Annotated in this window: 16 protein-coding genes; 7 read left to right on the top strand and 9 right to left on the bottom strand. The window is 40.3% G+C overall.

The window, feature by feature from the left end:
* Nucleotides 1-17 precede the first annotated feature (17 nt).
* A complete protein-coding gene (locus tag M2273_RS15710; RefSeq protein ID WP_429398445.1) occupies nt 18-1,946 on the bottom strand; it encodes an SPFH domain-containing protein in 1,929 nt (642 codons plus the stop codon).
* 333 nt (nt 1,947-2,279) lie between these two features.
* On the opposite strand from M2273_RS15710, the gene M2273_RS15715 reads away from it, so the two are divergent.
* From M2273_RS15715 to M2273_RS15735, 5 genes are all read left to right on the top strand, one after another.
* Nucleotides 2,280-2,447 carry a hypothetical protein gene (locus tag M2273_RS15715; RefSeq protein ID WP_429398447.1) on the top strand — a complete coding sequence of 56 codons (168 nt, stop codon included), beginning with the start codon at nt 2,280-2,282 and terminating at the stop codon, nt 2,445-2,447.
* A 63-nt stretch (nt 2,448-2,510) separates the two neighbouring features.
* Nucleotides 2,511-2,918 carry a hypothetical protein gene (locus tag M2273_RS15720; RefSeq protein WP_429398449.1) on the top strand — a complete coding sequence of 136 codons (408 nt, stop codon included), beginning with the start codon at nt 2,511-2,513 and terminating at the stop codon, nt 2,916-2,918.
* A gap of 181 nt (nt 2,919-3,099) precedes the next feature.
* Complete coding sequence (locus M2273_RS15725; RefSeq protein WP_429398450.1) at nt 3,100-3,642, top strand: RNA polymerase sigma factor; 543 nt, start codon at nt 3,100-3,102, stop codon at nt 3,640-3,642.
* Entirely contained in the window at nt 3,623-3,895 is a 273-nt protein-coding gene (locus M2273_RS15730) for a hypothetical protein (protein ID WP_429398452.1), read from the top strand. Before M2273_RS15725 ends, M2273_RS15730 begins: the two co-directional genes overlap by 20 nt.
* 32 nt (nt 3,896-3,927) lie before the next feature.
* Nucleotides 3,928-4,611, top strand: coding sequence for a ClpP family protease (locus tag M2273_RS15735; protein WP_429398454.1), 684 nt, complete (start codon nt 3,928-3,930; stop codon nt 4,609-4,611).
* 239 nt (nt 4,612-4,850) lie between these two features.
* Here the strand turns inward: M2273_RS15735 and M2273_RS15740 are convergent, their stop codons facing one another.
* From M2273_RS15740 to M2273_RS15765, 6 genes are all read right to left on the bottom strand, one after another.
* Nucleotides 4,851-6,077, bottom strand: a complete 1,227-nt coding sequence (locus M2273_RS15740) for a multidrug effflux MFS transporter (RefSeq protein ID WP_429398456.1) — start codon at nt 6,075-6,077, stop codon at nt 4,851-4,853.
* A 215-nt stretch (nt 6,078-6,292) separates the two neighbouring features.
* On the bottom strand, nt 6,293-7,468 hold the full coding sequence (locus M2273_RS15745; RefSeq protein WP_429398458.1) for a hypothetical protein: 1,176 nt from the start codon (nt 7,466-7,468) through the stop codon (nt 6,293-6,295).
* A gap of 201 nt (nt 7,469-7,669) precedes the next feature.
* Nucleotides 7,670-8,008 carry a YMGG-like glycine zipper-containing protein gene (locus M2273_RS15750; protein WP_429398459.1) on the bottom strand — a complete coding sequence of 113 codons (339 nt, stop codon included), beginning with the start codon at nt 8,006-8,008 and terminating at the stop codon, nt 7,670-7,672.
* 113 nt (nt 8,009-8,121) lie between these two features.
* A complete protein-coding gene (locus tag M2273_RS15755) occupies nt 8,122-8,931 on the bottom strand; it encodes an alpha/beta fold hydrolase (protein ID WP_429398461.1) in 810 nt (269 codons plus the stop codon).
* Nucleotides 8,932-8,942: 11 nt separating this feature from the next.
* Nucleotides 8,943-10,259: a gluconate:H+ symporter gene (locus M2273_RS15760; RefSeq protein ID WP_429398463.1), complete on the bottom strand. Its 1,317-nt coding sequence runs from the start codon at nt 10,257-10,259 to the stop codon at nt 8,943-8,945.
* Nucleotides 10,260-10,496: 237 nt separating this feature from the next.
* Complete coding sequence (locus M2273_RS15765) at nt 10,497-11,963, bottom strand: ATP-binding protein (RefSeq protein WP_429398465.1); 1,467 nt, start codon at nt 11,961-11,963, stop codon at nt 10,497-10,499.
* Between the two features lie 193 nt (nt 11,964-12,156).
* Between M2273_RS15765 and M2273_RS15770 the strand changes: the two genes are divergently transcribed.
* A complete protein-coding gene (locus M2273_RS15770) occupies nt 12,157-12,513 on the top strand; it encodes a response regulator transcription factor (RefSeq protein WP_429398467.1) in 357 nt (118 codons plus the stop codon).
* A 1,099-nt stretch (nt 12,514-13,612) separates the two neighbouring features.
* Nucleotides 13,613-13,981, top strand: a complete 369-nt coding sequence (locus M2273_RS15775; protein ID WP_429398469.1) for a response regulator — start codon at nt 13,613-13,615, stop codon at nt 13,979-13,981.
* A 3-nt stretch (nt 13,982-13,984) separates the two neighbouring features.
* Here M2273_RS15775 and M2273_RS15780 read toward each other — a convergent pair whose 3' ends face one another.
* On the bottom strand, nt 13,985-14,494 hold the full coding sequence (locus M2273_RS15780; RefSeq protein WP_429398471.1) for a GbsR/MarR family transcriptional regulator: 510 nt from the start codon (nt 14,492-14,494) through the stop codon (nt 13,985-13,987).
* Between the two features lie 251 nt (nt 14,495-14,745).
* Nucleotides 14,746-15,882, bottom strand: coding sequence for a hypothetical protein (locus M2273_RS15785; RefSeq protein WP_429398473.1), 1,137 nt, complete (start codon nt 15,880-15,882; stop codon nt 14,746-14,748).
* Between the last annotated feature and the right edge of the window lie 42 nt (nt 15,883-15,924).

Raw genomic sequence — 15,924 nt, forward strand, 5'->3', positions numbered from 1 at the left:
GGTATTAGGTATTAAGGTTATTCAATATCATTTCTCTTATCGTTATCACCCTCTTTTTTATGCGCAGTTTCCTTTCCTTTTATGGCTTCGTTCTGCAATTTTTTAAGCATTTCGCTGCCTATCAAAGCGTCTATCATACCATTACCACCGCCATCCTTGCCACTAACCAATATTTCCGGCACCAACCTGATGCCGTTGCTGGCCAGGGCTTCGGCTACACGCACAATAGCATATTGTTCGGTACCCATAGCCTCGGTTTTTTGCTTGGTTACTTCGGCTTCGGCCAAACCTATGGCCTTGATCTTAGCACCTTCTGCAGTACCATTTACCTCCGTAGCGTTGGCATCGGCTTTAGCGTTCACTGTTTTGGCTTCGGCATCGGCTTTAGCTATCGTGATCCTTACCTCGGCATCAGCTTTGGCGTTAATGGTTTTGGCCTCGGCTTCACCACGTGATGCAGCAACTTTTGAAGCGGCCATCTGGGTATTGATCTCCACCTGACGGGTTGATTTCACCACTTCTGGTTGCATGTCGGCGCCGGCTCTGGCGCTTTCAAATTCCTTACGCTCAATTTGGGCGTGGCGTTGTATCTCGTAAGTTACTTTTTCCTCTTCGGCCAGTTTACGGTCGGTAAGGGTTTTCATCAGTGCAGCAGGTGGCACTATATCGCCTATCAGTGTATCAACTCCAATTACGTTATAGGTTGTTAACACAGCGCCTATATGATCGCGGGCATCACTTTGTCTTTGGATACGGTTAGCCAAAAAGCCTATCACATCACTCCTTTGTGCCGAGTTACGGAAATAGTTGGCAATGGTAGGTTCCAGCACCTGCGATACCAGGTTTTTCATCTTACCAAAACGGGCTATTACTTTTGGTGCTTCGTTACGTGGCACGTGGATGATCTGTGACACATCGAGGTTAAAGGTAAAACCATCGCTTGACCTTACCGTAATGGTACACAGGTTTTTATCCAGTTCGTGTGCTTCGGTACGGCTATCGGCCCAGTTAAGCACAATATTGGTGGTAGGTACAATTTCCACCGCGTGGGTGTAAATGTTAATAGGGTGCTTACCTGGGTCAAGCGGGTCTTCCCAAACACCTTTTTGACCACGATGAACAATATTACCGTGTTTAAAAGCATCACCGCTGGTATCTTTACCCTCGGGACCAACAAAGGAGTTTACCACACCTACATAACCAATAGGTATATAGGTCATATCAACCTGCTCCACAATTACAAACCAGGGATTAAGGTAATAAGTACCGGCCAATATCACATCTTCCTGCAAACCCTTGCGGCCACCTGCATTAATAAATGCGATAGGGTCCTGGTAGTTCTTATGCCCCGCTACTGATTCGCCGGCAATTTCGCCCTTATCCAGCGGCTCACCATCAAGTGTGGTAACTATCCCTACCTTGTTTTCATGGATCTGGGTAATGGGCACCATCTCAATCTCAAACAAAAAGGTATTGATACGGTAACTACCCGGGGTAAGGAATGCGGCCTGCGGACCTTTTTGCCCTTTATTATCCAAAAAGGCTATAGCATCCTGAAACTTATCACAGTCGACAGGTTTACCCAATACACGGCCGATATCAAACGGTGCACCATCTTTTGCCTTTACCAGCCCCAGCTTATTTTGTTCGATAATTGTAAATGGTTCCATGGTGATGCCATACTGCCAGGGCCACATGCCCCAGTATAAACCCGGCGCCAGTGCCTTGGCCTGCATACCGGCTTCGCCGTTAATGGCAATAATACGACCATCGGGCAGACGCGATTTGCCCGACAAGGTGAATTTTTTGACCACCAGACCAATACGGTTATCCGGCACGATGACCATACCGAAAAACACGCGTAAAACAAATTTGTACATCAGCAAAAGCAGAATGACAGGCACAGCCCACCAAAACATCACAATTAGATTGTTTAGATTGTTCATTTTTTTAAAAGATTTAAGTATTTGATTTTTTAACGGAACCCTTAAGGTGCGGGCCCTCACAATAACTTATAGCTTAACTGGATTGGAGTACCTTGGCTATATAGTGTCATTATGACGGTTGTGCTTTTTACTTGTTACAACTTTTTTCAAAAATATTTTTGGCGGTTGATAATGATCCGATTACGTTGATTTTTTTATCTGAACCTGGATTTATAGGATTAAAAGATTCCCGCGATTTTGCCTGTCTCGTTTGCCTCAGTAACACGCACTCCATAAAACAATTTCAATTCGCCGGTAGTTAAACAGATACATCTATCATTAACTCCTGTGATCATGAATACTACAGCAAAATCAAATAAAGCTGGCACTAAAAAAACAAAAAGCGGTACCGGCAATAAATCATCTACCGAAGAACTTAAAACCGAAGGCCCTCTTAGCGAAAAAGACGAAGTAAAAAAAGCTGAAGAAAGAATAAGAAAGCATATTAAAGGTAACAGCTGATCTTTTAGTTTGAGTTTTATTTTTAACGGTAATTGTATAGCTTAGATGAACTTTTATGCTATCATGAAAAATTACAGCTTTTTATTATTCGTTATCATGCTATGCTTCATGGCATCGTGCAAGCCATCTGTTAACAGCACCACGCTTACCGGAAAATGGAAATATGTTAAAATAGAGAATCCCAATGCCAGTCCGCCGGATACCATGAAAAAAGCCGAACTTGATGAAGCCTCTCCCTATATCCAGTTTACACCCGAAATGAAATGGAACATTGTATGGGGCGGAAAATATTTATCACATGGCAGCTATACGCTTGATGGCGGTAACATAAAAGTAAATGAAAAGTTGCCTGATGGTAAAACACGCGATTTTGTTTTCACCGTATCTGAACTTACTGAAACAAACATCGTTTTTGAAACCATAGGTGCCGATGGTTCAAAAGTTACCGCGGTACGGATGAGTAAATTTTAGGTAGTAGTGAGGAAGGATGAGATATTATTTGTCATACTGAACGGAGTGAAGCATCTATTATATGATTAGTTTAGTTGAAGAAGATCCTTCGTTCCTCAGGATGACAAAAAGAATTAAAAATCTTTTATCCAAAAAGGTGATATATCTGTTATAATTTACACATAGTAATAAACAGTAAACAATGGATGCAGTTAATTTGGAGGAGCAGGCTGCAAGGCAACAGCTTTTTACAACATTATATCAAAAGGTTTTCCCGGCCGTAGCCAAGTATGTGAGCAAATGCGGTGGATCATTTGACGAAGCTAAAGATGTGTTTCAGGATGCACTGATAAGCTATTACGAAAAAAGCCATACGGCCGATGTGACTATCAACAGTAGTGAGGGTGCTTATATTTATGGCACCGCCCGCTACCTATGGATCAAACGGTACAAACAGGGTAGCCAAACCAAGCAATTGGATGATAGCTCTGCGTACAGTATCATCGCGGAAACTGAAGCGGCTCCATCTGAAGATAAATTACTGCATTTTTTAGAAACCGCCGGTAAACGCTGCATGGAACTGTTGCGATCCTTTTACTATGATAATTTACCTATGACCAGGGTGGCACAACTATTCGGTTTTTCAGGGGTGCGCTCAGCAACAGTGCAAAAGTATAAGTGTATTGAAAAAGTAAGGGACACGGTTAAACAAAAAGCATTAACATATGAGGACTTCCTTGAATGATATAGCCCAAATAGAAAGCCATCTGCTTAACAGGCAGATGCCCGGCGATGCACTTTTGTTTGAAGCTAAAACGCTGCTCGATGCCGATCTGCGGGTTAATGTTTCATCGCAGCAGCAAGTTTATAGTCTGGTGCAGCAATATGGTCGCAAGCAATTAAAACAGGAGATAGAAGCGGTACATCAGCAATTATTCACCCAGCCCGAGCATCTGAGTTTCCGGCAAAGAATAGCCCGTATATTTTTAAACAGGTAAGTAAAAAACTCGCCTAAAAAACCAACAATTTTATGAATATCGATAAACAGGAATTCCGCAAATATGCGGTCATGCACCATGCTATTGCCGGTTCGCGGGTAGATAGCTTTATTTCAGGGGTCGAAAAAAGCGCCCTCCCTATGGCCATGACGCCCTACATAACCGAAGAGCGCGAAATGCGCGTAGCCCAGATGGACGTATTTTCGCGCCTCATGATGGACCGCATTATTTTTCTTGGTCAGGCGGTTGATGATAACGTGGCCAACATTATACAGGCACAATTACTGTTCCTGCAATCAACAGATGCAAAGAAAGATATACAGATGTATATTAATTCGCCTGGCGGCTCTGTATATGCAGGGCTGGGTATTTATGATACCATGCACTTTATAAGTCCTGATGTGGCCACTATTTGTACCGGCATGGCCCTGTCAATGGGGGCTGTACTATTATGTGGCGGTGCGGCTGGCAAGCGCGCCGCGCTGAGCCACTCCAGGGTGATGCTTCATCAGCCATCGGGTGGTGTACAGGGAATGGCATCGGATATTGAAATAACCGCGCGGCAGGTGCTCAAATTAAAACAGGAACTTTACGAGATCATTGCCAAACATAGCGGGCAACTATATGAAAAGGTATATGAAGTATCAGACCGAGACCACTGGATGATAGCCACCGAGGCCAAAGAGTTTGGGATTATTGATGAAGTATTGGCTTAAGCAGATAAAGGACTTTTGGATGAAGGATAAAAGACTTTTGGACAAAAGATAAAAAGAACAAGATGAAGGAGGAAAAATCCTTAGCACGATCATTATTGAACAAAAAAGCCTCTTAACGAGGCTTTTTTGATTTACCTCTTAATAAAAAGAAAACGCAGACAATATTAATCTTTAGCACTGGTATCGCGCTAAAAGGAGTTATCAGCGAAATCAACGCAATCAATCCAAATCAACGGTCATTAATGAGCTATTACCCCCGCATCCGCACTCGCTTCTACCTTGTTTTTAATAAAGCGTTTGCCTATCAACAGTATCAATAGGGCCACTACAGATGATGCCGCCATAACCCCTGCCATTGGCAGCGGGCTATGGCTTTTTATGAGTGTGATACCTACTGATGCCAGTGAGCCAACGGCCATTTGAAATGCTCCTAAAAGTGCCGATGCTGAACCAGCGTTTTTAGTGAAGGGGGCCAGCGACAATGCTGCCGTGTTGGGATAACTAATACCCACTCCGCATAAAACACCAAATATCATAGCGATGGTGCCGCCAATATTAAACCAGTTATTAAGTGATCCTATTAAAAACACCATAGATATAAATACCATCCATATAAGCGAAACATTTATCATTTGCTCGCTTTTATACCTTTTCATCAGGATGCTGTTCACCTGGCTCGAACCAATAAAGCCAACTGATAATCCGGCAAAGATCCACCCGAATGATTTTTCGCTCACCTTAAATACGTCAATAAACACAATAGGCGACGAGGATACATATGCAAACAAACCCGCGAATGCGAATGCCCCGCTCAACGAATAAGTAAGAAACTGAGGATCTTTTAATACCTGCAAAAAGTTACCAATAATGGGTCTGGGTTTTAAGGAGTACGATGGATCGGGCTGGTAGCTTTCTGGCAATAAAAATATAACCGCCAGCAATATCAATACGGCTATGATGGTCAGTATCAAAAATATCACCTGCCATTCAAATACGGCGGTTATATAACTGCCAATGGTTGGCGCTAACATAGGCGAAGCGCCCAGTACCAATATCAACAGGGCAAATACTTTGGCATTTTCCTCAACCGGGAAAAGATCACGCACCATGGCCATAGCCGCAACGCTGGCCGCACAACTTCCTACAGCCTGAAAAAATCGCATAATGATCAGCATTTCCAGCGAAGTAGAAAAGAAACATCCTATTGATGCTACAATGTAAAGTGCTAAGCCAAAATACAGCGGTCTTTTACGCCCAAACCTGTCGAGCAGGGGGCCATATAACAATTGCCCTGCAGAAATACCGATAAAATAGCTGGATAATGAAAGGGCTACCTGATCGGTACTGGTATGCAGGTATTTTGCTATAGCCTTAAAACCAGGCAAGTACATATCAATAGAGAATGGCCCTAATGCCGTAAGCGAACCAAGTATCAGGATAAGGGATATGTATTTTTTTCTTGTCATGTGATTTTTGGTAGGTGGCCTAACAGACCAGGATCAACAGATATTATTACAGAATAAATTTAAAAGGGCAAATTACCGGCTATGTGCGGGGAAATCTTAACTACGATTGGCCGGATAAAAACATGGCCAAAAATAAAGTTTTAGATTATAAACACCTATTGTTTATTTGTCATTTGTTCATTTTTAGCTCACTGTCTTCATCTTATACCATTATCCTAAAACGTTTCGCCTAAGTTAAGGTTCAGGGATGAGAAATTTTTACTTACCCCATAATCAAGACTGATGTTTGTGCCCGATTTTTTGTTAAACTTAAACCGTAACCCTGTACCTCCCGCTGGGTGCCAGTAAACAAAATTATGGTTAGTAGCTTCGGTAACGGAGTTTACATTAGCAAACAAAACAAAACCCAGTAAACCGTTACGGGTTATATCGCGCCGGTACTCGGTTTCAAAATAGGCCAACCGCTGGCCGCGGTACCTATTTTGAACAAATCCCCTGCCCGATCTCTGGTAGGGCTCCCACCCCAGGCTGGGCAAGCTCAAATATGGTGTGCCGGGTGTAAGTGATGTCCAGTAATAGGACCAAAAAGCCAGCACATTTTTAGGTCCTGAATGCGTTAAGGATATATACTTGCGCACATCAATATATAATGATTGCCAGTTATTATGGCTGCCGAATGCCCTGCCGTTAATTCTGTAAACTATATTCGCGTATGCACCGGGTAACGGATTTATGGAGTTTTTACGGGTGTCATACAATAAATTAAGCGTGACTCCTGATGCAAGCACATCCTGACCGCTTCCGGTACCAAAGTTATATCCAGTAAAATCACGCAGATTAGTTGCTCCACTACTCTCAATATCCATGTAATAATCAAGATTATACCCCAGGCCGGCATAAAAATAGGGTTTTATCTTTTTAAGTACCGTTTGATAAAAACGCAGGTACTTATAATCTACCAAAAAACGGTCGTCCTCGGGCTGGTTTCCACCCAATCCCCATGTATACTGTGGGTAAACCAATACGCGGGTATCACCTACAATGTTCCACTGGTTATTGTCAAGCCAAATGTTTGACCTGATAGGCAAACCATACCTGCCCTTTAAATTAAAATAGGGCGTAAATGTTAAACTGGAAAGATTAGTTGTTCCCTGATCGCCAAGGTAAAATGCGGCTGTGGTTGATGTAAACAAAGCCTTGCCGCCACTTCGGCCGTCAGATGAAGAAATAGGCAAAATAGAGAAGTAAATTTTCTTTTTTTCCCTGGCCGATATTTTTCGCGGCTTTATATTGAATACCGATCTTACTACATCAATAAGATCTCTTTGAGCTACTAATGTATCATCACTAATTTTAATGGTATCAGGAATTTCAAGACGGCTTTGTGCCATCAACGTAAAAGAGAGCAAACAAAAAAATAATGCTAAAAGCGCCTTACCCATTATATATTAAACCAAATATTGAAGCATGCTGTTTGTAAATTACCTGTTATATATAACGAATAAAACAGCAATTTCGTAACATCTTAAATATAATTTAAAAAGCCTGCAGTAAAAAAACAGCTGCAGGCTTTTTAACCATTTTTAACATTGTTAATTGGTGGTAACTGTAGTAGTAGTTGTTGTTTTGGTATAGTGATGGTGGTGTTTTGGATGAGCTCTGCGCCATGCCCGTCTCCTTTTCTCTTCTGCGCGGCGTTTTTCATTACCTATAATATAACCGCCGCCTGCACCAATGGCACCGCCAATTAATGCGCCCTTAACATTATGACCTATTAAACCACCTGCTACAGCACCGCCCGCGCCACCAATAATGGCACCCTTACCCTGCGGACTTATGTCTTTCTTCTTTTTAGTTTGCGCTTGTACGTTAAAGGTTAATATTAGCAGGAACGCAACAAACAGGCAAACATATATCATTAACTTTTTCATAAGTATATCTGATAAGTGTTAATAAATTATTCCTGATAACACTTATGCAAATAATAAGCCGTATATGTAAAAAGCGTCGAAAAAACCTTAAGATGGGTCATGCTAACCTGCAATTACTTCAAAAATGCAAGCACCGTAGCCGAAAACTCTACACTTCTGCCTGCAATATTGTGATCGCCAGGGATATAGGTTAATTTTGACCCTGGGATAGCTTGCTGAAGTCCTTCTTCTGATCCACCGTCTTTATCTTCGGTACCGCATATGATCATTACTGGTATTTTTACTTTAGCCAGTTCTTGTTTACTTGTTGAGGGCTGATATTTTTGCTGCAGTGCCAATGCCTGCACATCAAAGGGATTGCTTTGAATGTATTTTACCATACCGTCAACATCATGAAAGGATGTATCACCCATCAGCGCTTTGTAGGCATGCACCCGTCTTGGCCATTCCGGATTGGTATAAGCATCGCCCATGCCACCCATAACCAGTTTTTGTACACGTTTATCCAGTACCAGCACCCGTGATGCAATAATGGAGCCGCGGGAGTAGCCTACTACATCATATTTTTTGAGCTTTAAGCTGCTTATCAAACCCATGATATCTTTAGCCTCGGCATCATTGGCATATGCGGCATCGGTATGCGGCTTGTCTGACCGGCCATTGCCCCGCTGATCCAATATGATCACCTTATACCCGGCATTTAGCAGGTCGTTATACAAGGGTCCTTTCTTCCAGCCTTCGCCAGTACCTGAAAAGCCGTGAATAAGCAAAATCGGAAAACCATCTCCTTTTACCTCGTAGTAGATCTTTGTACCATCAAAGGAGGTATAATAACTGCCGGTTACAGTCTGCTGCGCATAGCTAACACCACTTATCAGCAACATAATTGCTGATACAGCTATATGGGTAATGGTTTTTTTCATACCGGTTGATTTTATTTTATAAACTGATTAATGATCAATACCCCTATTAAGCCAATAACCGAAACCAATGATTCCATTACCGACCATGACTTTATAGTATCCTTTATGCTCAGGTTAAAATACTCTTTATATAGCCAAAAACCCGAATCGTTCACGTGCGAAAATGCAAGGCTGCCGGCACCTATTGATAATACCATTAAGTTGGGGTTTACATGGTTTTGTGTCACCAATGAAACCACTATGCCTGCGGCTGTTAAACCCGCAACCGTAGCCGAGCCCAAACTAATACGGATAATGGCCGCAATTACCCACCCTAAAACAAGGGGTGGCAGGTTAAACTGCTGCAACTGGGCAGCTATTTCATTACTTACGCCGCTGGCAGTTAATACCTCCTTAAAAGCACCCGAGCCTGCAATAATGAGTAATATCAATGCTATATCTTTTGTAGCATCGGTATAATTAACTGCCAGTTGGCTCATGCTCAGGCCTTGTTTTACACCCAAAGTAAAGGTTGCCACAATAAGAGCAATTAGCATTACAATGGATGGATCGCCTAAAAAAGTAACGAGTTTTAACAGCCCTGCATTTTTAATACCCATATATGGTAAAAACGCGGTGAGCATTATTAACATTACCGGTAACAGGGCGGTAAAAAAGCTATTAAAGGCCCCGGGTAATTTATCGGCAGGCAACTCTTCGGCTCTAAAAGTGGCCAGTGGCTCAGATGGTATTTTTTTCAGGAATTTTGCAAATATGGGGCCGGCAAGTATTATGGCCGGGATAGCTATTATTAACCCATAAATAAAAGTGGTAGCCATGTTTGCATGAAACAATACAACCAATGCTGATGGTGAAGGGTGCGGTGGTAAAAAACCATGGGTTACAGAAAGGGATGCCAGCATGGGCAAACCTATGTATACGGCAGGCAGCTTATATTTATACACTACCGAAAATATAAGCGGGACCATCAGCACAAAGCCAATACCATAAAACAGGGGGATCCCAATAATAAAACCTGCGGTTACCAATGCCCATTGGATATGCTTTTTACCAACGGCGTTAACCAAAACCTCGGCAATTTTTTGGGCCGCCCCGCTTACAGCTACAAGCTTACCCAGCATGGCGCCCAGGCAAATAATAATGAGTAACTGGCCCAAAATATCGCCCATGCCTTTTTGTACCGAAGCAGTAACTTTATTAATAGGGATACCGAGCATGAGACCTGCAGCAATTGATACCAGGAGGAATGCGATAAAGGGATTGACCTTAACCCAGCTCACTAATAAAACAAGCAGAATAATACAGATCAGGATAGTTAGTAATGCCATGATATCAAACTGTTATATGTATAGGTAAATAACCTTATAAAATTAAACCTTGTGTTATCCGCCTAAAGTAATAACAATATTTGAGTTTAGGATTTTTATAGACAAAAGCGTTACAATCACAACTAAAAAGGTTTATCATGCCGAACGCAGTGAAGCATATATTATAAGACTTGCATGTTGGCGGATAAATCCTTCGCTCCCCGCATGCCGGCAGGCTCAGGAAGACAAGGTAAAGAATCAACTATTTGTGGCCTGCATTGGCAACAAAAAGTAAAACTCGGCTCCATAGCCTTCTTCACTTTCAACAGCAATTTTGCCATGATGCAGCCTGATGATCTCGGCCGATAAATAAAGGCCTATGCCAAAACCTGATAATCCGTAAGTACTCTCGTTCTCAACCCGGTAAAAGCGCTGAAATATTTTTTGCTGGTCTTTTAGTTTTAACCCTATGCCCTGATCTTTTACACTTACCTGCAAATTTTCACCCTGCATTTTAGCAGTAATAGTTATAGTACTGCCTTTAGCCGAATATTTTATAGCATTACTTACAAGGTTACCAAGTACTTGCCCTATCTTTTCCTTATCAGCCATGATATGGATGGGGCTACCTGCTTTAAAAAATAAATTATGACCAGGAGCATTTGGAATGCTATCGGCTATCACTTCGGTAATTAGTGTGCCGATATCAAAAAGTTGTTGGTTAAGCTGCAATTTGCCCAATTCAATTTTCGACATATCAAGAAAACCATGTATTAACCTGGTCATTTTATTGATCTGTTTTTCAGATTTTTCAAGCGCATTTATAAAAAATGTATCGTCAGTTTTTTTGGCTTTTACCGCGAGTAGTTGCGTATAGGCCTTAAGGGAAGTGAGAGGTGTTTTTAATTCATGGCTTGCAAGGGCTATAAAATCATTTTTCATCATCTCATCATGCTTCCGTTCAGTAATATCATAGGTTGTACCCAGCATCCGTAAAGGTTTATGCTGTTCATTATAAACAACTTTTCCTCCGGTCCTAATCCAGTGTATTGAGCCATCGGTCCATACAATACGTGCCTCATATAAATAAACACCGGTTTTTACTGCATTTTCAAAAGCATTAAGCACCATAGGTTTATCATCGGGGTGAATCATATCGCGCAACTGCGGGTGGGTAACTTTTTCTTCGGGATCAAGGCCAAATATTTCGGCAAGCCGGGGCGAAGCAATGATAGTCCTCTCCACCATATCAAGGTCCCAGTTACTTATACCGGTGGCTTCAATAGCCAAACGCAGTCGTTCTTCTGTATCTTCAAGAAGTTGCCTTGCTATCACCTGTTTGGTTACTTCGGTAGCAACCACCATGATACCAATTATATTATTGCCAGCATCTTTAACCGGGTTATAAACAAAATCAAAATAAAACAAGTTATTATGGCCATTGCGGTAAAGCCACACTTTTGTTTCGTAACCATAATGTACGTGGCCATTTTTATAAACCTCCTGTAATAATTTAGTATAAGCCAGCCCATCAGGCCCGGGTAAGGCAAGGGCAAGCGACTTGCCTACAATATCGTCCTGTTTGCCCCACAATTCAAGTATATGAATATTGGCCGATTCAATAATGAGTTCATGGCCTTTTAAAAAACTGATCGCAACCGGAGCCTGCGTTATCAAATCATTAATACGCTGCCCTGCTGATGTATTCTGATCGTTATTTTTCAAAATTTTAATTAAAACAAAAAAATATAATTTACATCATCTGTTTTCCAATCCAATAATATAAAAAAATAATTAAGTTTGCATGTTAATTTATACGATAAAAAAACTTAGCCAAGCCGTTGCCTTTATACTAATACATTAGTTTTACAAACATTCCTTAGTACATTTTCGACCTTTTCACATTTTTAATTTTTTTATGTCAAAACGTATTTTAGTATTGGACGACAACCAGGACATATTAGATATTGTTCATGAAACACTTACTTATGAGCAATTTGAGGTAAGAAGTACTTCGAACAGCCTTGAAGTACTACCGTTGATGGAACAATTTATTCCAGACCTTGTTATATTAGATTACCGCGTAGCAGGCACTACTGGTGGCGAAATTTGCAAAAACATTAAGTTACATCCTAAATTCTGTAATATCCCTGTTATTATATTTTCTGCTTATTTGAATAATGATGACCATTTGCTTAACTACGGCTGCGATGGCGTTATTAATAAGCCCTTTGATCTGTCTGAATTGGTTGAAAAGGTTAACAACTTGATATAAACCTACATATACCTTTTGCTACTGCAATATCCCTAATAATAGTATTATTATATTCGTAATTCGGTTAATAAAACAGCTATAAATTAGTGGTTTCAATTTATGGTTTTTAGTTAAAATTGATAAATGATTAAAAAATATCACTTAAAACCCGGGTTAATTACAATATGTATCTGATTATTGATCAAAAATAGATAATTACTTAATAATTAACAGATATAGTTGAAATATTGACAAATGTTTTAACTTTGTGATAATGAGGTTTTAAACAAATAATAAATACCCTAAACCCTGGATCGCATTATGGTTATCCCAATAAATTCAAACGAATCTATCAGGACTGAGCATAAAAAATTGCCTTTGTGCCCACGGTGCAAAACCGAACTTGATAGCAGGGTACCCAGAAGTTTTTTTGTAAAAACTGTATTATTCTTTCTTCCCCTAAAACGCTATATCTGTTATAGATGCCAGCGTAAGCGTTATATATTACGTTGATTAACTAATTGGTTATTTTTTATCTTTTGAATTAATCTACACTTACCTATTAGTAGGTTTTGACTTTTTATACCCGCATTATTGCACATTATTATGGAAGTGTTGTAATTTGTTCCACTCTATTTACTTGTAGTGACCGATTTGAATTTAGACACCCAGAAAAGAAAAAAATATCACTGCTCAAAATGTGGTGAACCATTTCATTTCCAGTTACGAAGAAACTGGTTTACAAAAAAAATTTTGTTTTTTTTGCCTGTCAGAAAATACTTCTGTGCAAAATGCAAAAGATCATCATATGTTTTTATTGATCAATCGCATTGATCATTTCGTACAATAGCGATTAATGACCTGTAAAACGTCACATTTTAGATTTTCACCAAAACTGTGCGTTAAAACAGGCAGTAAACAAACATCAAATACCCTTTTTATTATAAAATATTTATGATTAAACAGTATAAAATTACGTCTGAGTTAAGTGTAATTAAAACATTTAACCAAATTTTAAGCTTTTGACCATAAAGTTGGAACAAAAATTGTGTAGTTAAGTACCGGATGCTTTAATTACAATTTTAGAAGCAATTTTTATGGAAGTAGCTAAAAATAAAATATGAAACGGATATTAGCGGTAGACGATGACATCGACATTTTAGAAGTCATACAATACATACTTGAAGATTCTGGGTATGAGGTTGAAACCCTTACTGACGGACATTACCTTTTTGATAAGATAAGAGAAAAGCAGCCTGACCTTATATTACTTGACATCATGTTAGGTAATTTAGATGGCCGCGATTTGTGCAGAATTGTTAAAACCAGGAAAGAAACACATGACATACCGGTTATATTAATATCAGCCAGTCATGATGTTTCGGGAACATTAAATCAAATTGGCGGGCCAAATGATTATATAGCCAAACCTTTTGATATTGATGATTTGCTGCGAAGCATAAGCAGACAACTAAACACTGCAGCGTAATCCTTATTTCTTAAACATTTTAAAGATCGAACCAAAAAACCAGTTCTCTTCTGCTTTCAACATGGTTTCCAACGTTTTATTCACGTTATTGGCCAGCTTATTAATATTAGTTACCGACGAATTAAAAGCTTTAAAAGCCGGATCCTTCTCATCACCCTTAACTTCTGTCAGGTGGCCCAATATTTTGATCACCGGATCAAGTTCGCGTTTTTTACGCTCCTCAGCTACCCGTCTGGCAATAATCCAGGTATCTTTTTCGGCATAAAAATATTCTTTACGCTCCCCTGTTTTGTGTTGCTTTTCAACCAGGCCCCAGTCAATCAGATCACGCAGGGTCATGTTAGCATTACCACGCGATATACTCAGTTCGGCCATAACCTCTTCAGTAGTTAAAGCCTCGGGCGAAACCAACAGCAAAGCATGTACCTGTGCCATAGTACGGTTTATACCCCACTCTGACCCTAATTTACCCCAGGCCTCAATAAACTTCAACTTCGCTTCTGCCAGTTCCATAATACAAATGTAATTAAGTTTTTAAACTTTCAAAAATAAATGAAACATTAACCGCAGATTTATTATGATTATTATGATTCCGTTGATTTTGTTTGACCCTTAATTTATGTGATTAGGAGATTGCCAGGGATTTTGGCTAAATTGATTGCCTTATTTCAAAACATCTGCACATCTGCACATCTGCACATCTGCACATCTGCACATCTGCACATCTGCACATCTGCACATCTGCACATCTGCACATCTGCACATCACTTCCCCAGCTCTTTATCAATCTTTTCATTCCACTGCTGCTGTGCATAGGAGTTAGTACCGTGACTAGTTTCATTATCATACTGATCCTGCATTATATTCATTTCACGGAACGCTTCCAGATAGTCTACATTTATGTAGCCGTCATAATTATCAACAGGGAGCTTTTCAGACATTAGCTTTTGTTTAAACCGTTCTGCAATTATTTTCACAATATCAAAATGCCGTTGTTCGTGGTTCAGGCTATAGTTAGTACTGCTGCCGTTTCTTACCCATGAAGCGCTTTTGGGCAAATAAGTCTTTATAGCAAGGTGAATGTTAACTATTCCATTTATAATCTCCACCCGCTCGTTGTAGCCAATACTGGGCAAAACCGAAGCTTCGTACTTTCCACCTATTGGTACTGCTTTAAAATCTTCCCATCGTAAAGGCCTTTTGGCCGAATAATAAATGGTGTCACCTTCGGGTTGCTCGGTATAGTCAGTAAATATGAGTTTTACACCTTTGGCCAATTTTATGTTAGTATCGGCCTCACGATTTATCCAGGTATTAAAATATATCAAACCCGCTTCGAGTGTATGCCTCAACAGGGTTTCCACATCATACTGCTGCCCTTCAATGCGGTTATAGATGGAGCTGGTACGATAATCTATTAAGTGAACGTTATCATAAGCCCGTTTCAAATCAAATGATAACGCTACCTCCATTTTGCCTTCTACACGCCCCCCTGCCAGCAAGCTTTCGGCAAGCTTAAGTTTTTTTATCCTGACGATGACCGGGCGTAATGCCTTATCAGGCGGTATAGCATAATTAACAAACTGTTTTATCGCAGCCTGTGCGCCGTACTTAATGTCTACTTTATACTGGGGTGTTATTGAGGTAGCTTCTGTAGTTGGCAAAAGCCAGGCAACAGCACTGCGGTCATCGCGTTCATCTGTAACTGCAGCCACGTAAAACTCTTTAGGTAATACAGGCAATTGCTCATTGTTTAAAACAAGTGGGGCAACTGTTTTTTGTGCTTTTGAAAGCTGCGGTAAAAGTAAAGCAATGATCACCAGCATTTTACCTAATGGTCTAAACCGGTTAAAAAAACAGCTCATCAAAACCACTATTACTGCTATTGCACAATATGCCATACTATATAATGCTTTATTGTTAAATAAATTGCGGTCATAAGT

This window comes from Mucilaginibacter lappiensis, assembly GCF_050433765.1.
Classification (GTDB): Bacteria; Bacteroidota; Bacteroidia; order Sphingobacteriales; family Sphingobacteriaceae; genus Mucilaginibacter; species Mucilaginibacter lappiensis_A.